Annotated in this window: 17 protein-coding genes and 1 pseudogene; 8 read left to right on the plus strand and 10 right to left on the minus strand. The window is 67.8% G+C overall.

Annotation, left to right across the window (positions count from 1 at the left end; translation table 11 throughout):
• Positions 1–179 precede the first annotated feature (179 nt).
• The 4 genes from OG900_00110 (at position 180) to OG900_00125 (ending at position 4425) form a co-directional block, all read left to right on the plus strand.
• On the plus strand, positions 180–1370 hold the full coding sequence (locus tag OG900_00110) for an IS110 family transposase (GenBank protein ID WUH88683.1): 1191 nt from the start codon (positions 180–182) through the stop codon (positions 1368–1370).
• A 71-nt stretch (positions 1371–1441) separates the two neighbouring features.
• A complete protein-coding gene (locus OG900_00115; GenBank protein ID WUH88684.1) occupies positions 1442–1966 on the plus strand; it encodes a hypothetical protein in 525 nt (174 codons plus the stop codon).
• 129 nt (positions 1967–2095) lie between these two features.
• Positions 2096–2605 carry a DUF6233 domain-containing protein gene (locus tag OG900_00120; protein ID WUH88685.1) on the plus strand — a complete coding sequence of 170 codons (510 nt, stop codon included), beginning with the start codon at positions 2096–2098 and terminating at the stop codon, positions 2603–2605.
• Positions 2606–2796: 191 nt separating this feature from the next.
• Positions 2797–4425 carry an ISL3 family transposase gene (locus OG900_00125; protein ID WUH88686.1) on the plus strand — a complete coding sequence of 543 codons (1629 nt, stop codon included), beginning with the start codon at positions 2797–2799 and terminating at the stop codon, positions 4423–4425.
• Positions 4426–4434: 9 nt separating this feature from the next.
• On the opposite strand, the gene OG900_00130 is transcribed toward OG900_00125, so the two are convergent.
• The gene (locus OG900_00130) at positions 4435–4947 is read right to left on the minus strand and encodes a hypothetical protein (GenBank protein ID WUH88687.1); all 513 of its coding nucleotides are present in this window, start codon (positions 4945–4947) and stop codon (positions 4435–4437) included.
• A gap of 287 nt (positions 4948–5234) precedes the next feature.
• Between OG900_00130 and OG900_00135 the strand changes: the two genes are divergently transcribed.
• A complete protein-coding gene (locus OG900_00135) occupies positions 5235–6002 on the plus strand; it encodes a phosphotransferase (GenBank protein WUH88688.1) in 768 nt (255 codons plus the stop codon).
• Between the two features lie 58 nt (positions 6003–6060).
• On the opposite strand, the gene OG900_00140 is transcribed toward OG900_00135, so the two are convergent.
• A complete protein-coding gene (locus tag OG900_00140) occupies positions 6061–6618 on the minus strand; it encodes a hypothetical protein (protein ID WUH88689.1) in 558 nt (185 codons plus the stop codon).
• Between the two features lie 61 nt (positions 6619–6679).
• Between OG900_00140 and OG900_00145 the strand changes: the two genes are divergently transcribed.
• On the plus strand, positions 6680–7123 hold the full coding sequence (locus tag OG900_00145) for a hypothetical protein (GenBank protein WUH88690.1): 444 nt from the start codon (positions 6680–6682) through the stop codon (positions 7121–7123).
• A gap of 63 nt (positions 7124–7186) precedes the next feature.
• Here OG900_00145 and istB read toward each other — a convergent pair.
• Together istB and OG900_00155 are read right to left on the minus strand one after the other, a co-directional pair.
• Positions 7187–7983, minus strand: a pseudogene (istB, locus tag OG900_00150) (IS21-like element helper ATPase IstB).
• Between the two features lie 12 nt (positions 7984–7995).
• Positions 7996–8550 carry a hypothetical protein gene (locus OG900_00155; protein ID WUH88691.1) on the minus strand — a complete coding sequence of 185 codons (555 nt, stop codon included), beginning with the start codon at positions 8548–8550 and terminating at the stop codon, positions 7996–7998.
• Positions 8551–9054: 504 nt separating this feature from the next.
• Here OG900_00155 and OG900_00160 point away from each other — a divergent pair.
• On the plus strand, positions 9055–11049 hold the full coding sequence (locus OG900_00160) for an NACHT domain-containing protein (protein ID WUH88692.1): 1995 nt from the start codon (positions 9055–9057) through the stop codon (positions 11047–11049).
• Here the strand turns inward: OG900_00160 and OG900_00165 are convergent.
• From OG900_00165 to OG900_00185, 5 genes are all read right to left on the minus strand, one after another.
• The gene (locus OG900_00165; protein WUH88693.1) at positions 10972–11412 is read right to left on the minus strand and encodes a hypothetical protein; all 441 of its coding nucleotides are present in this window, start codon (positions 11410–11412) and stop codon (positions 10972–10974) included. The two genes, OG900_00160 and OG900_00165, sit on opposite strands and share 78 nt — an antisense overlap.
• Positions 11409–11543, minus strand: coding sequence for a hypothetical protein (locus tag OG900_00170; GenBank protein ID WUH88694.1), 135 nt, complete (start codon positions 11541–11543; stop codon positions 11409–11411). Before OG900_00170 ends, OG900_00165 begins: the two co-directional genes overlap by 4 nt.
• A gap of 438 nt (positions 11544–11981) precedes the next feature.
• Complete coding sequence (locus OG900_00175) at positions 11982–12182, minus strand: hypothetical protein (GenBank protein WUH88695.1); 201 nt, start codon at positions 12180–12182, stop codon at positions 11982–11984.
• Between the two features lie 527 nt (positions 12183–12709).
• The gene (locus tag OG900_00180) at positions 12710–13600 is read right to left on the minus strand and encodes a hypothetical protein (GenBank protein WUH88696.1); all 891 of its coding nucleotides are present in this window, start codon (positions 13598–13600) and stop codon (positions 12710–12712) included.
• A 210-nt stretch (positions 13601–13810) separates the two neighbouring features.
• Positions 13811–14410, minus strand: a complete 600-nt coding sequence (locus tag OG900_00185; protein WUH88697.1) for a hypothetical protein — start codon at positions 14408–14410, stop codon at positions 13811–13813.
• A gap of 517 nt (positions 14411–14927) precedes the next feature.
• Here OG900_00185 and OG900_00190 point away from each other — a divergent pair.
• A complete protein-coding gene (locus tag OG900_00190) occupies positions 14928–15410 on the plus strand; it encodes a hypothetical protein (GenBank protein WUH88698.1) in 483 nt (160 codons plus the stop codon).
• Here OG900_00190 and OG900_00195 read toward each other — a convergent pair.
• Positions 15407–16305 (minus strand): IS5 family transposase gene (locus tag OG900_00195; protein ID WUH88699.1). Its coding sequence is split into 2 segments (ribosomal slippage): positions 15407–15957 and positions 15957–16305, totalling 900 coding nucleotides; the frame shifts between segments, so codons are not numbered across the junction. The genes OG900_00190 and OG900_00195 overlap by 4 nt on opposite strands.
• Positions 16306–16312 lie beyond the last annotated feature (7 nt).

Genomic DNA, 16312 nt, shown 5'->3' on the forward strand with positions numbered 1-16312 from the left:
CAGGGGCGTCGGGTGTGGCTTTCAAACTTCTGCCGCTTGTGGCTTCCACTGATTGGCCGCCCGACGCCCCACGACGACTCGGCTGCCAATTAGGAATTGCGACTCGATCGCTCCGTAGGGAATCGACAGCGATGTCGTCCGTCGGGAGGCACCAGCACACCGCACGTTACGGAGGCACGATGACCGCGATCTGGGCCGGCATCGACGCAGGCAAGACCCACCACCACTGTGTCGCGATCGATGAGGGCGGCCGTCGGCTGCTGTCGCGACGCGTCGCCAACGACGAGCCCGAACTCCTTGAACTCCTGGCCGACGTCCTAGCCTTGGGCGACGAGGTGACCTGGGGCATCGACCTGGCCGACGGCGGAGCCGCCCTGGTCATCGCCATCCTGTTCAACCACGACCAGGCCGTCCACTACATCTCCGGCCGGGCCATTCACCGTGCCTCCGAGAGCTACCGCGGCGAGGGCAAGACCGACGCGAAGGACGCCGCAGTCATCGCCGACCAAGTCCGCATCCGACGTGACCTGCACCCCATACGTACCGGCGACGAAACCGTCACCGACCTCAAAATCCTCACCGTCCGCCGCATGGACCTGGTCGCCGACCGCACCCGCACCGTCAACCGGCTCCGGGCCCAACTGTCCGGCATCTTCCCCGGCCTGGAGCGGGCACTCGACGTCACCAACACCGGCCCCCTCATCCTGCTGACCGGCTACCAGACCCCGGCTGCCCTTCGCCGGCTCGGCAGCAAGCGACTGGAGACCTGGCTTCGCAACCGCAGCGTCCGCAACGCCGATCACCTCGCTGAGACGGCCGCCCAGGCCGCCGAACGTCAGCACACCAGCCTGCCCGGCGAGAAGCTGACTGCGCAGATGGTGCACACGCTTGCGAAGGAGGTGATGGCCTTCAACCAGCAGGTTGCCCAGCTCGACAAGCTCATCGAGGCCCGGTTCCGCAACCACCACCACTTCGAAGTAATCACCAGCATGCCCGGCCTGGGCATCATCCTCGGCGCCGAGTTCCTGGCCGCAACCGGCGGTGACATGACCGTCTTCGGCACCTCTGACCGGCTTGCCGGCTTTGGAGGAGTCGCGCCGGTCCCACGTGACTCCGGCAAGATCAGCGGGAACCTGCGGCGCCCCCAGCGATACAGCCGCAAGCTCCAGCGCGTCTTCTACACCTCCGCACTGTTCAGCATCCGAAAGTGCGATGAGTCCCGCCGGTTCTACGACCGCAAACGGGCCGAGGGCAAGCGCCACACCCAGGCCGTCCTCGCCCTCGCCCGCCGCCGCGTCAACGTCTTGTGGGCGCTCCTCCGCGACGAACGCTGCTACCAGCCCGCACCACCGGAACCGGTCGCCGCATGACTCCCCTGCGGCTATGCGTCCCTCCGCACAACCGGTATCCGAATCCCGGCACGTGCGGAAGGATTGGAACCATGCCGGATCCGGTCGAAACCCCGCAGGAGATCTGGGACGCCTGTGCTGCATACGGCGACACGGTGTTCGAGGTCCACGACCAGGTGTCCTGGCAACGGGATCGCCGACTGGACGGCTATGCCGTCTGGCGGATGCCCGCTCCGGCAGCCGACGGTATGAGCAGGACGCTGCTGGCCCTGAGATTTTACGCGTTGTCCAACGACGCCGCCGTCACCACTGGGCATCCCCTGACCGGCGACGACCTGGCCGGAGTTCCCCTCGCCGGCGTGGTCTCCGAGCCGCGGCGGGACTACGAACTCTTCGTCGGCTTCAACGCGGTCGCACCGGACGCCGCCCGCTCCCACTGGATGAACATCCTCAAGCTACTCACCTACGAGCAATGGGGCAGCGCGCTGACGTTGGCCAGGCTGGATGCGGTGATCCGGGAGACGGTCGACCGACTCTCGGCGAGGTACCGGAATCCTGAACTCACAGTCCGCGACCTCAACTACCCATCTCCATATGCCGACTATGAACCGTTATGAGGCATCCCGGCCGGGCACCGAACTTGACAAACGACATTAGGAATCAGTGGCACGGCACAGCGGCCCGGGTGCGGCGGCGGGGAGCGTTCCACCGTGAATTCGAACGGGGAATCGAACTAGGTTTGAGGGGTGAGCGACGACCAGGACCAGGAGCACGGCGTGGGGCAGTCGGCTGCCCTGCCGCAGGCCGACGGGCCGCTGGTCGACGTGACCCTCCCGGACGGGCAGCACCTGTTCGCCGTGGTGAAGTCCCGATGCAGGGAGCCTGACGGCTGGTGGTACGACCTGCAGATCCACCTGCCCAGTCAGAGCAGCGAGCGGGGCCGGCTCCTGGCCCTGCCCGCCGCAGTCGACTTCCGCGCCCCCGCCGCCCTGTGCCGGCCGGTCGACGGCCAGCCCTACGACCAGGTCCCCACCGAGCGACCCGGCATTACCCCGGCCTGGAAGGTCGAAGAGTCGGTCTACTTCGGACCCGATCGGGGCCCGGCCCGCGTCGTGCACCGCGGCGACTGCCGCGCCGCCCGCGACCTCACCCGGCCCGCCAGCACCGAGCAGGCCCGGACCGTCCTCGAGCGACCCGACGCCGCACTCTGCCCGCTGTGCCGACCCGACCGGCCGCTGCGCACCGCCGTGGTGTAGGCGCCGTTCCGGCCGCACCTACGTCAGTGGGCTCCGACGCACTCGCCGTTCCGCGCCCCGAATCGCCGATCCGGGCGCGAACGTAGCGCCGGTGATGGGGATCTTTGAAATCGGCTGTGGCGGAAATTTCGTGACGGCCAGTTCTAAACATCCGTCATGGCCCGTGATGTCCGTTGTCCAGCATGTTGACCGTGGGGGACGAACAGCACTTCTGGGATCTCGTGTGGCCTGACGTCGAGGGACTGATCGTCGATGCGGTGGACGTCGTCGGAAACGTCGTGTGGATCGATCTGCACGCCAGGCAGCCGACGGTGAAGTGCCCTTCGTGCGATGTCTTGGCCTCGCGTGTGCACAGCACGTACATGCGGAGGCTGGCTGACCGTCCGCTGGGGGGCCAGCGGGTGCTGCTCCGCCTGCGGGTCCGGCGGTTCTTGTGCGACAACGGCCTGTGCTCCCGCCGGACCATGGCGGAACAGGTGTCGTGCCTGACCAACCCGTACCGGCGCCGCACCCAGGCGCTCGCCCGGATGGTGCAGGCGATCGGGCTGGCCGTCGGTGGCCGGGCCGGCGCCCGGCTCGCCAGCTATCTGCCAGTGCGAGCGAGCCGGGACATGATCCTGGGGGAACTCCGACGGCTCCCGGACCCGCCGTCCAGCCAGGTCACGGTCCTGGGCATCGACGAGTTCGCGTTCCGCAAGGGCGCCACCTACGGCACCGTGCTGATCGACGTCGAAACACGGCGGCCGATCGACCTGCTACCCGACCGCACCGCGGACGAAGTGGCCACCTGGCTCGCCGACCACCCCGAGATCAAGGTGATCTGCCGGGACCGGTGCAGCACCTTCAGCCAGGCCGCCGCCCGTGCGGCCCCCGACGCGATCCAGGTCGCAGATCGCTGGCATTTACTCCACTCGCTTGCCCGAGCAGTCGAACGCACCGCTCACCAACACCGTGCCTGCCTGCGCAAAGGCGCCGAGACCGGCAATTTGGACCACACCGAGGAGCCGTCGGACTCAGCCGCCCTGGCGGCACTGATCGGACCGCCGGAGCCGAACGACGCACCCGACAGCCAGCTCCTGGCCCGAGTCCGCCAGTGGCACACGGACATCCACCAGCTGCGCGAACGCGGCTGGACGATTAGCGCGATCGCCGACCGCCTGGGCCGCGACCGCAAGACGGTGCGCCACTACCTCACGACCGACCTCGACCAGATCCTCGCCTCGGCCCGAGAGCGCCGCCCCAACGGACACATCAACCGCTTCAAGCCCTACCTGCAACAACGCTTCCGCGGCGGCGCCACCAACGCCGCAGCCCTCTTCCGCGAGATCCGCGAACGCGGCTACCGCGGCAGCCGCGTCGTGGTCACCAAGTACATCGCGACCCTCCGTGCCGGCACCGCCGCCCCGGAACCACGCCAGCCTGTTCCCAGTCCCCGCCGCATCACGACCTGGATCATGCGGCGCCCGGAGAGCTTGACCGACAGCCAGCGCGAACAGCTCGACCGCATCTTGGATGCCTGTCCTGATCTGGCCACCGCCCGTGACCTCGCTCACGAGTTCAGTGCCATTGCCCGCGAACGCCGAGGTCACGACCTCACGCACTGGATGGCCCGTGCTCTCGACCAGGGGCCACAACCGGTCCAGGGCTTCGCGGCTTTCCTCCAGAACGATTGGGATGCCGTCGTCAACGGCCTGACACTCCACTGGAGCTCCGGTGCCGTCGAGGGACAGGTCACACGCATCAAACTGATCAAACGCCGGTCATACGGCCGTGCTTCCTTCGCCCTCTTGCGAACCCTCGTCCTCGCCCAACCACCGTGATCTTCACCGTCAGACGCGTCGCCCGCGCTTGGTCTTCGCGCGCATACGTTCGCGAAGCTCGGCCTGGTAGAAGGCGGCTTTGTCACCGCCCAGCTCGAAGTACTCACAGATGTCGGCGACCGTTTCGGCGACTTCCGCAGTACCCGTGAGCCCGAGCTGGACGAGCCCCCAGAACCCCTCCTGAGCGTGGGTCCGGCATCCGTCGCCCAGACCCGCACCTTCTGTATCCGGCTCATAGTCGCCGGAGCCTGCGGCTACGAACGACAACGTCTGCAGCAGCACGTCTCGGGCCAGTGTCGAGAGGTCGCCCGCAAGCGCGGCCATGATCACGCCGACCGCCGGCGGAGTGCACTCGAAGATGATCGTGCTCTCCTCAACGTGACCATCGAGGGTGTATCCGATCATGTCCCGGGGCGTCTCAGCGGTGATGATCGTCTCGATCAGAAGAGGCACATGGTCCGCAGAATCGCCGCAGCCGCACTCCAACGAAGCCCAATCGACCCGTCGCAGTTCTGCGCGCACCAGCTCACTGACTACCACCGCGGACCCCCAAGAGCCATGCCGGACCCCGCGCCCCGGCGCTAGCGATCAAGCATGACTCAGCTGTCGGCCCCACCGCCATCAGGTGCTTCACGAAATTTCCGCCACAGCCTTGAAATCGGCCGGTGGTGCTCTTCCTCCTCATTTCGTTGGGACTTGGAAGATATGGGGAGGGTGGGGAGCGATGAGCGGGGTTTCGCCTGGCACTATCTGTCGTCATGACTTCTGATCGGTGGAGCACTCACACCATCGTTTTGGGATCCAACAGCGTGACCAAGCGGTTCCGTGGCGAAGATCGTGAGCGTGGTCGGCGTGAGTGGCGCGCATTGGGGTTGCTTGCTCGGTATGCGCCCGGACTGGCTCCAACGCCGTTGGGGGCGGATCTTGCCGCAGCGGAGCCCACTGTGGTGATGTCCAGGCTGGCCGGTGAACCGCTGCGGGGTTTGCTGCTTGACGACGATCAGGTCGAGGCGCTTGCTGCGGCCGTAAAGAGGGTGCATGAAGCGGTGCCGTCGGACGTTCTGGCTGGAGTTCCGCTGCGGCCTGGGCATCAAGGGGAGCTGATCGGACACATCCGTTCGTGGTTCCCTCAAGCCCGCCCTCGGGTCAGTAGCCTGCTAGGTCGGGCTATGGATGAAGGTATGGACTGGCTGGACCGGTCCGGACTGGACACCAGCTGCCAGAAGGATCTTCTGAGTGTCTTCGGGCCCGGGGACGGGAATCTCGCGAACTACCTCTGGGACGGGCTGCGAGTTCAGGTGGTCGACTTCGAGGACTCAGGTCGCAGCGATCGTGCTTTTGAACTGGCAGAGATCACGGAGCACGTGGCCAGCTGGGTGAAGCATCCTCTGGATTCCACGCTCTTCCTGCGGCACTTCGACCTCACGGCGGCCGAAGCGGTGCGATTGACGCACTGCCGCCGCCTCCTCGCCCTCGTCTGGCTGTTCCTGCTCGCCTTTGACGACGCCGACGCGCCAAGGAATCCGCCGGGGACAGCAGATCGGCAAGCCGCTCGATTGATGGACCTGCTCGCCTGATCGATGGTGCCAGTGCTGGCCTTCAGAAGCCAGCACTGGCAGGTGGATCGTGTGTCCGTCAGGGGGCCCGTCGCAGAGGGACGATGTCGGGGATGGTGGTGTGAACGGTGGGTCGTGCGGCTTCGGGTGTCGCCAGCAGCGCGACGATGGTGACGGGCTGGTGGCAGTGGGGGCAGTCGCGGGTGGCGGTGGGTTCCAGGGGGTCGCGTTCGGGGGCTTGAGGCCGCAGTAGCGGGCGGTTGGGGGGTCTGGTCATGATGGAGGGTTCCGTCAGTTCGGGCAGCGCCGGCGGTGCGGTGCGCTGCGGGAGCGGGTTTTCTCCGAGGCGGCGGGCCCGGTCTGCGTCACGTGCCTGGTCGCGTTGGCGTTCGGCATCGCGGCGGCAGGTGGGCGAGCAGTAGACCTGCCGGACGGTTTTGGCCGCGCGGAAGGTGTTGTCGCAGATCGGGCAGGTGCGATCTTCCAGCGCGGCTTCGCTGGTGCGCGAGAGGTCCCGGCAGGTTTTGGAGCAGAAGATCCGGCGGGGGCTGGCGTCGGTGGTGAACCCGGTCTGGCAGTAGGGGCAAGTGTCCGCGTACTTATCCGAGTGCTCCAGCGCGTACGGAGTTGTGTGCACCACTGATTGGTCTCAGCGAAGCCGCTCTCATGGACCGTTCCACTCGCCGTATTCTCGTGTCGTGGCCGACGAGCATGGGGCGACTGACGCCTTCAAGAACCGATGCACGAATGCGGCGCGGACGTTGGAGTCCTGCATCAGCTACTTCATCGAGCGCGTCTCGTTGGACGAGTCCAACGAGGACCGCAAGGACAACACACTGGACGTATGGCTGCGCGAGGGGCCGCGGAAGCCCGATGTGGTGGTCTCGCTGTCCAATCTCTACTCGGTTCGCCCGTGGGAACCCGCACTGGGTTTCTCCTTCATCGATGGGATCTCCCTCGTCCATCTGCCGAAGCTGCCGTTGCCCTGGCCCACCGAGGCGGTCGGCCGACTCGATCGCTCCGAGGGCCTGCCCGAACTGGTCTGGCTGAGGATCGCGGGACCGATCGAAGTCGATGCTGTGGCCGCGACCGTGACCGTTTACCAGGCACAGAGCGATGATGCGGCCTCTGTGTTCCAGTGAGAGCCTGAAGCCGTTCGACGCTCAGGCAACAGCTGCAGTTTGTTGAGACGACTGGTCAAGCGCTCAGGCGACGTCGGTTTCCCGTTCGATGGCGGCGAGGCGGTTTTTGAGCCGGTAGCTGGGGCCGTTGATGGAGATCACGTCGCAGTGGTGCAGGAGGCGGTCGAGGATGGCGGTGGCCAGGACTTCGTCGCCGAACCCCTGTCCCCATTGCCGAAGGACTCGTTGGAGGCGATGGCGACGCTGTTCTTTTCCTCGCGTTCCGTCAGGACCTGGAAGAGGAGTTCGTCGCCGTGGCGGTCGAGTTCCATGTAGCCGAGCTCGTCGATGCACAAAAGATCAACGCGGCCGTAGCGGGCGATGGTCTTGGTCAGCTGTTTCTCGTCGGCGGCCTCGACGAGCTCGTTGACGAGCTTGGTGGCCAGGACGTACTTGACCCGGTAGCCGGCCATCGCGGCTTCGGTGCCGAGTGCGATCAGCAGGTGGGACTTGCCGGTGCCGGAGTCGCCGATGAGGCAGAGCGGCAGACTCTTCTTGATCCATTCACACTTGGCGAGGGTGTGGATCAAGGCCGCGTCGATGTTCGGGTTGGCGTCGAAGTCGAACTTGCGAAGTGACTTGTCGCGGGGAAACCCGGCGTCCTTGATCCGTCGTTCCGAGCGGCGCCGGGCCCGGTCGTCGCACTCGGCCAGCAGCAGTTCGGAGAGGAAGCCCAGGTAGGACATCTGCTCGCGGCCGGCGGTCTCGGCGAGTTCGGGGAACTGGGACCGGATGGTTGGCAGTCGCAGCATCCGGCATGCCTGGTCGACTGCCGCGGTGGCGGCCTGCTCGGTGAGTCCTCGCTGGCGGGGAATGGTCACAGTCGGTCTCCTTCAGGGGGTGGGGCGGTCCGGTCGGCGCAGTCGTAGCAGCTGGTCGTAGTGGGCGACCGAGGGCAGCGGCCGCTTGTCGGGAGGCAGGTGGGCCAGGCGACGGGAAGCCAAGGAAGTGACCTTCGACCGGTCGGCCGTTGGCGGCACGTGTTCTGCGAGGGTGTTGCTGTCCTCTTCCGCAGCCTTGCGGGCCTCAAGCGCGACGGCGTCAGCCGTCAGAGCGCCCGTGTTCAAGGCCGCTGCGAGGCCGGTGACCAGGTGCTCGTGAGGCAGGTGGCGGCCCAGAAGGAGGACTTCGATGAGCGCGCGGGTGCCGTCGCGTTCGCCGTGGGCCTTGACGGCCGCCGCCCACCAGGCGTCGTGGACTGGAGTGAATCTGCCTGCGGAGCGGGCCTGGTCGAGCGCGGTTGCGCCGGGCAGGGCGCCGGGCTTGCGCACGAGGGCCTCCAGGTAGTGGTCCAACTCAAGCCGGGTGCCGCCCTTGGCGATGAGCCGCTCGTGCCGGGCGACCTCCTCGCGGCCTTCGTAGACGATCAATTCAGACGCGTGCAGCATCGCGCGGACACTCCGGCCGATCAGCCGCACTGGCACCGAGTAGCGGTTGGTCCGGACGCTGATCTGGCTGTAGCGGTCGACTCTCAGGGTGAAGTGCCGGCCCGTCTCGAACGGCTCCTCCGGCAGCGGTGCGAGCAGTGGCCGCTCGGCCTCGAAGTACTCGCCGATACGGCGGAGACCCCGACGGCAGTCGACACCGACGCCAATGCGGCCTCGGGCTCGCCAGCGGCCGGGACATGGCCGGCGGCTGCCGTCTGCCCTGGCGGTACCGGATCGTCCGGGGCGCCGTCGGTGGTCGCGTCGGCCCGCGGCGCGGCGGGCAGCCACCTTGCCGGGACTCGCGCGCCCCGCCCAGCAGCAGGCTTCCCGGCGGCAGTCGAGCAGGCTTCGCCCTCCTCAACCTTGGTCACAGTCAGATACCAGACTTGACGCCGGTACTTGGACCGTGCGGGGGTGCGGGACGCTTCAAGGATGGGGGGGACGCGGGTCAGGCAGGTGGGCCTGGTGTACGCGATTGGTCAGGTGGCGACCTTGCTGATCGTGTTGTGGCTGAACCGCCGGTATCACCTTGGCAGCGCGAGCGCTGTAGTCGTGGCGCTGGTGCCGACGCTTCCCGGTGCGTTCCTCGCCTGGGCGGCGTACCGGGACGACCGGGCCGAGGCATCGGCGGACCTGGACCTCAAGTCACGGGCCCTGGCGGCGGCGGTCAGGGTCTCGGAACGGGACCAGGTCGCCAGTCTGTTGGGCGCGGGTGGCCGACGCATCGACGTGAATTTCGAGTACCTGCACGCCACGGGGAACGACGCGGTCCGTACAGCCACACGTGGACATCTCGCGGACGTGCTCGCCTACTACCGCAGCCTGCGCCCTGCCCGGCTGCTGATCACTGGAGCACCGGGGGCGGGCAAAACGCTGCTTGTCCTGCAATTGCTCATCGACATCCTGGACGACCCCGATCGCGGCGACGCTGATCCGGTTCCGGTGCGTTTCTCCCTCGCGAGTTGGGACACGCTGCAGCCGCTGGCCCAATGGCTGGCTGAGCAAATCCACCAGCGCTACGGCACTACGACCGACGTCGCGCAGGCGTTGGTCGACCAGCGGCGAATCCTGCCGGTCCTCGACGGCCTGGACGAGATGGATGACAGCACCACGCCTCTCGGCCGCCGGCGTGCGATAGCCGCCATAGTTCTCCTCAATGACTACCAGGACACGCGGGGCAGTGCTCCCCTGGTGCTGACCTGCCGGGCAGAACAGTACGAGGAACTGGCCAGTGCGGATGTGCACATGCGGGACTCCGCCCGGGTCCAGATCCGTCCCGTCACCCCGCCCCAGGCCACGGCCTACCTCACTGGCCGCGCCGCCGCCCCTGCCCGCTGGGCGACCGTACTGACCGCCCTGGCCACCGATCCTGCCGGGGTCCTGGCCCGTGCCCTGGACACCCCGTGGCGCCTGAACCTGGCCGTCACCGTGTACGAGCAACGCGATCCGGAGACGCACGCGTACGTCCGCGACCCGGCTGACCTGCTGGCTCTGACCTCCCCGGCCGCGGTCCGCGACCACCTGCTCGCCCGCCACCTCCAGGCCGCCACCGCTCAGCACCCGGGCCCCTACACTCCTCGCCAGGTGCACCGGTGGTTAAGCGTCCTGGCCACCCATTTGGCGGGCTCGGCTGGAGCCGAGCCCCGAACCGACCTGCTCCTGCATCAGCTGTGGACCCTCGCAGGTCCCCGCCGCGTCCGTACACTCGATGCGGCTGCCACGGCCTTGCTCGCCCTGGCTTTTGATGCGGCTCTGATGGGCCAGAGCCCGTCAGGATTCTCCCTGGTCCCACTGCCGGGAGTGGTGCTGTTTACGATCTGCTCGGCGTGGTCGGTCACCCTTAATACAGTGCGGCCCCCCAGGAGCGCCCGCAGCCTGGGCCATCCGGCTCGCAGGCGCGGGCTCACCGGGGAGATCGCGGTCTTCCTGGCCACCGCGCTGGCACTCGGGCTGGATATGGGGCTGGCAGGAGGCTGGGGAGGCAAGTGGGGTGGACTCGGCGTGGTGGTCGAGCCCCTGTTAAAGATGCTGTTCGGGATGGGGCTCGCTGCAGTGATCGTCCTGGGCAGCCCAACGATCATCACCGCAATCGGATGGGGGTACATCGTGCCCACAGACCCCCGCCATCCGCTCAGGGACGACCTGATCGTCGGGTTCGCGAGCGGCGCGGCTTTCGGCATCACGCTGGGAACAGCCATCGGAATCACCCTGCAACCAGGAACGGGAGTGATCGCCGGACTGGGCCTCGTCCTGGTGATCGGCTTCTGGCCGTGGTCGCGGTCTGCGGTACGGCGCTACCTGGTGTTCTTGTGTGTGTGCCGGGGCCAACTCCTGCCCTGGCGCCTCGGCGCCTTCTTGAACTGGGCTTACGAAGCGGGCCTGCTACGGATCTCCGGCATCGCCTACCAGTTCCGGCACCGGGAACTGCAAGACTGGCTTGCGACCAACCCCAGACCCTGAATGACCGACGTCAAGAACCCGGGGTCCGGCGGCACCCCCGCAGTCGAAGTTCGTGGTGAGGATGACCTTGATGCTGCCGCGCTTGACCAGCCGGGCGAGGGCGCGGTGCGCGGCGGTGGGCTGCTTGCCGGCGTCCTCACCGTCGGCGGGTTCGAAGTAGCCGGCCAGCAGGGCCTGCCGGGCGGCCGGGGTCGGTGCGGCCTCAGCCAGTAGGCGGGAGTACCCGAGCGGCTCGCCGAACCGGGCCTCCCACCAGGATTCCGGGTCAGCCGCAGCCCGGGCGCCAGCGTCGGGGTCGTCCGGCTCGTGCACGGCGGCGACCTTGGCCACCAGGTCCTGCACGATGCCCCAGCCGGTCTTCACCCCCGAGGCGATCGAGATGCCCGCCCGAGCAGCACCGCGTACACGCCCGGACAGGTGTGCACGTTCAGCGCCAGCGCCATCCGCGCGTCCAGCACCGCACCCGTCCCCGGCACCGCCACCGCGCTCGCCACGGCCCCCACCTCACTTCCAGCCCGGCATTTCACCCCTGGCGGCGAAACCACCACCGGGGCTACCGGAATCGACCCTACCATCAATCTCGTCATAATGACGAGAAGTATTCGCTCCGCGCACCACCGCCGCTCCCGGCGCCGGTGTCGATGCCAGCGCGGACCCGACGCCGCCCCGTACGACATCTGCCAACCGGACCGGCCACTGCGCACCGCCGCGCAGCCAAGAGCACGGGGCCGCGTGCTACTTCGTGGTCGGCTCCCACGGGTCCGCATTTGCTGCAACGATCCGCTTTCATGACAGTCGGAAGCCCCTCCCCTGCAGACGAGTTCGCGGACGACGCGGAGACCGCAAGGCGTGCCTCCGAGGCAATCCAGATCATGGTCGCCGCGTTGGACGCCATAGGCCGCATGAGCGGACCGGTCACGGCACCGGATGTGTCAGCGCGCGTCTTCCCCATCGCCTACGGCTGGTTCGCCGCAATCGTCCGAAACAGCCAGCTGATCGCACTGGCGCACCAGCACGGGCTGCGCCACGAATGTGCGGCCAACGCGCGCTTGATCCTGCAGCACACCCTCGCCCTCCAGTGGCTCGTCGAAGCCGGAGAACCAGCTGCTGGCGCAGTTGAAGACGCTGAGCACCGCCAGATGCGCGCCCTGATCAAGGAAGTCGTGGACACCAGGTGGCCAGTCCCGGCCGGTCTGGCGATGCCGGCCGGAACACCTCCGCCTAAGAAGGGCCGGCTGGCGAACGACTTCGAGAACTTCAAGGACATGTGCAAGCTCTACGACGGCGGCCCTCAGCTGTACGTGCCATACAAGCTGACCTCCAGCAACGCCCATCCCAGCTACACAGGCGCCATGGCGTACCTGGTGCCGGAGACCGGCCAGCTATCCACCACAGCCGTCACGGACACCTACGCCCACCTGGTCGACTCCACCCGCTGCCTGATCCAAGCCGGGCACGCCTTCGCCCCCTGCTTGCCGACACGACGATCGCCAACGCGGTGGGCCAGGCCGAGACGGCGCTCGGCATGCAGTTCGGCTTGTGGCAGCGCCTGCCGGCCTGCCCGACTTTCCGAATCGGCTCGCCCCGGCCGCGCTCGCGCTCCCGCAGGCCGAGCACGTCCCGCCGACTTTCGCCCGGAACGTGCCCCGCAGCAAGGGGCTCAGTCGTCCTCGTTGAGGAGGTGTTCGATCTGCCGGCGAGCGCCCTCTTCGTCTGCCATCCGCTGGCTGCGCTGGTAGGAGCACACCGCGCACTGGCCATAGGCCACCCAGCCCCAGATGTCGTACCCCAGCCCGAAGAACGTCTCGAACCCGCAGACGGGGCAGTCGCGGGCCTCGATCCCCTCGGGATTGGTCTTGGGGTCGTAACCGTTGGGGTTTACGGCCGCCTCCGCGCGGCGTCCCGCTTCGTCGCCGCCGATCAGTTCCAGCAGGGACTGGGCCTGCGCGACTGATAGCCGGCTCTCCTCCCGTGCGCGGGTCCCGTCCTGGTCTGTAATCTCCTCGGTCAAGGTCCCCAGGGCCGGGTGGTCGTCGAGAGCGAGCAGCGCCTCGATGTGGCACCGCTGCAGCCCCCCGTTGCCGCGGCCGTGCCGGGCGTTCCCGCTCAGGTCAATGGCCTCGGTCAACAGTGCCACGTCGACACGCGTGATCACCGGTTCCGGAACAATCCGCGGAACGTCGAAGATGGTGCCCGCCGGTCCCGGCGGCAGCGGCTCAACCGGCGCCGGGTCCTCGATGAGATGCACGCCGGGCGACCCGTCCTCGGCAGCCCTCCCGGCGATCACTTTCAGCAGATCCCGCGCGAAGTAGACGTGGCCGTTCGGCCTCGCTTCCTCCCCCGGCCAGTGCGTCGCGACGATCGCTGCCAGGCCGTTCGACAGGGCCTGGTCAAAAAGCCCCTCGTGCCCGGGCTCTGCGGCGGTGAGGTCCAGCGACTCCACAGGTGCCCTCGGATCGCCCGGATGCTCCTGCAGCGCGCGGTACATCATCGCTGCGCACCTGCCGAAGTAGCGGGCACGGGATTCCTGCAGGTCCTGCTCTGGCTCCATACACACATACTCCCCCGCGCCACCGGAGGACCGCGGCCGGGTCAGGGCGCGGGAATCGGGCGGGCTGCGGCGGTGCCGATCCGGCCGGCCGGGGGCCGGGGCAGGTGGGACAGATGCACGGCTGCTCGGCGCCGTTCGTCGACGCGATCCGCTCCAGCTGGCGTACCAGGTGCGGCCGCTCCCCGGCGGGCTGCTCGGTGATGATCGGCGTCATGGCGTTCTTCCTGGGGGCTGGTAGGAGTCGTTGGGTTGCCGTGCTGGGTCGGCCGACTGGTGCGGCGGCGCCGCGGTTCCACCGCGGCGCTTCTTCGCATTCGGCGCCTCGCGGGCGAGTTCCCCGATCCGGCGCTGCACTTCCTCGAGCCAGGCCAGCCGCTCCGGGGAGAGCACCAGCTGCTGCTCCTGGTCCTCCTGGCCGTCATCGTCCACGTCGGCAGGGTCGGCGAACTGCAGCTGCTCGCACAGGGCCGCGGCGGTCGCCTGGTCGGTCGGCGACGGCTTGCCCGCACGTGTGACGCGGTCGGGTTGGACGGGTCCGGCCGGGGTCCTGGAGGCCCGCACAAGAGCCTGGAGGCTGATGCTGGTGGCCACCGCCCGGGCGTGGACGCTCAGCTGGGGCACGGCGTCCTCCGCCGGCTCGGGGCGGTCTCGCCTGGCGGGCAGCAGCCGGTGCCAGGTGGCGGTGTAGGCGGTGTGCCCGGGCGGCCGCGGCCGGCGGCCCTCCACCGGGGACGGGGTGATGTCGACGCAGTGCGCGCCGATCGCTTCGGCCTGTATGTCCTGACCACTACGCAGGTGGTGTTCGCTCATTACGCGTGCGGCATCCGTGCCGGTGCGGTTGCTCGCGGCGGCCGACGACACTGCGGTACTGAACCTGCGCTCTGAAGTCCCGGTCTCGAAGGTGGACGACACGGCGGAGTTCAAGTTCATTGACCTGTTGCTGCCGCAAATGGAACAACGGCGACAAGTTCGGCGAGGACTTCTTTCGAGGACTCCAACGCCAAGGTATGCAAGCTGGTCAGGGAGCTGAGGATGTGCTCGCCCTGTCCGGTCATGACCCCGTACTGCCGCGATCAGTACGCCCACAGCTTCGTCCTTGGGTCGTGGAGCTTTCGGCGCTGGGGCCCAGATACCGGCGTGTCCTGGGAGAAGCGGCCGCCCGTCCAGTGCGGTCGCACCTCTGACAGAACGGCCGGGTGACGGCCGAGCCCCATATCCTCATGGCTAACCGCAAGGCGCCCCCGCCCTAGGCCGTGTCTGATAATGATCACGTTGCGGCGGCTTCTCTCTGTGGAGTCCGCTGGCTGCCTGTGGGAGGGTCCTGCATGTGATCAGTCAGGATGGTGTCCGGGTCCGCGAGCTCGTACTCATGGACGGAGTTCGCCCGGCGGACGTTGTGCGTGTTCATCGCGAAGCACTTCACGTGCTGCGTTCGAGCATCGACGCAGCCCACATCGATGCCTACAGCGGTGACTTCTGGCCGCCCGAGGTCCTGGACTCATATGAGCGTGCCTTGTCATTGGCTCGGGAGGAGGTCGTGCGCGGTAACCGCTCCAGGCGCTCCGATCCTGGGATGGGCATCGACATTGATGTCCGAGACGACGGACAGTTCGAAGTGCTGTCGGACTTGGCTCCTTACACAATCAACGCCGAAGGCTGGCGGGATGGTCGGCTGGTCTTCAGTGCCAGCGACTCGGGAACCGCCCTGTGGATTGAGGTCACACAGGAACAGGAAGCGGCACTTCTGTCCCGACTGGGTCTGCTGGGGATCCCATCTGGTGTGCTCACCGTCCTGGCGTCCGGGCGCTAAGCGCCTGCCGACCCGGGCTCGCGGAGCCACAAGATCAGCGAGGCAAGGCGGAGTCCGGCCTGGTAGCGGTCCGCGAGCTTGTCGAACCGGGTCGCTACCGCGCGGAACTGCTTGAGCCGATTGAAGCACCTCTCGACAACGTTGCGGTGCTTGTACGCTTCCGCGTCGAAGGCGGGTGGTCGACCGCCCCGGGAACCCCGACGGAGCCGGTTGGCGACCTGGTCAGAGCGTTCAGGGATCGTAACGGCGATGCCATGACGCCTGCACCAGGCACGGATCCCCCGGGACGAATAAGCCTTGTCCGCCAGGACCCGGTCCGGGCGGGTACGTGGCCGTCCCCGCCCGGTACGCGGGACACGGACAGCGTCAAGTACCGCCTCAAACATGGTGGAGTCGTTGACGTTGCCGGGTGTGAGCACGAGCGACAGCGGCAGGCCGCGGCCATCGACCGCCAGGTGAACCTTGGTGGTCAGGCCGCCCCGGGACCGGCCGAGGGCCTGCGACGCCGCCGTACGTTCCGGATCTTCCAGTTTGTCCCCGTCGGCCTCCCCCTTTTGCGGGCGCCGGCGGCGTGCTGATGGGCGCGGTTGATCGTGGAGTCCACCGAAACCGTCCACTCCACCGCGCCCACCGCGTCATCACGGACCTGAACATGCTCCAGCAACTTCGCCCATGTACCGTCCGCATCCCAGCGGGCAAACCGCTCGTAGACCGTCTGCCACGGCCCATACCGCTCGGGCAGATCACGCCACGGCGCACCCGTCCGCAGTCGCCACAGCACCCCGTTGACCACCTGCCGGTGATCCCGCCACGGGCGCCCACACCCGTCCGCACCCGGAAGCAGCGGCTCTATCCGCTCCCACGCCGTATCCGTCAGCTCGCCTCGACCCGTCACAAGATCA

The sequence above is a fragment of the Streptomyces sp. NBC_00433 genome, from assembly GCA_036015235.1.
In the GTDB taxonomy this organism is placed as follows: domain Bacteria; phylum Actinomycetota; class Actinomycetes; order Streptomycetales; family Streptomycetaceae; genus Actinacidiphila.

What these genes read in the sequence shown, in the direction of transcription:
- OG900_00110 (WUH88683.1), top strand. Translation starts at nt 180, where the DNA reads ATGACCGCGATCTGGGCCGGCATCGACGCAGGCAAGACCCACCACCAC.
- OG900_00115 (WUH88684.1), top strand. Translation starts at nt 1,442, where the DNA reads ATGCCGGATCCGGTCGAAACCCCGCAGGAGATCTGGGACGCCTGTGCT.
- OG900_00155 (WUH88691.1), bottom strand. Translation starts at nt 8,550, where the DNA reads ATGCTGCACGCGTCTGAATTGATCGTCTACGAAGGCCGCGAGGAGGTC.
- OG900_00180 (WUH88696.1), bottom strand. Translation starts at nt 13,600, where the DNA reads ATGGAGCCAGAGCAGGACCTGCAGGAATCCCGTGCCCGCTACTTCGGC.
- OG900_00185 (WUH88697.1), bottom strand. Translation starts at nt 14,410, where the DNA reads ATGAGCGAACACCACCTGCGTAGTGGTCAGGACATACAGGCCGAAGCG.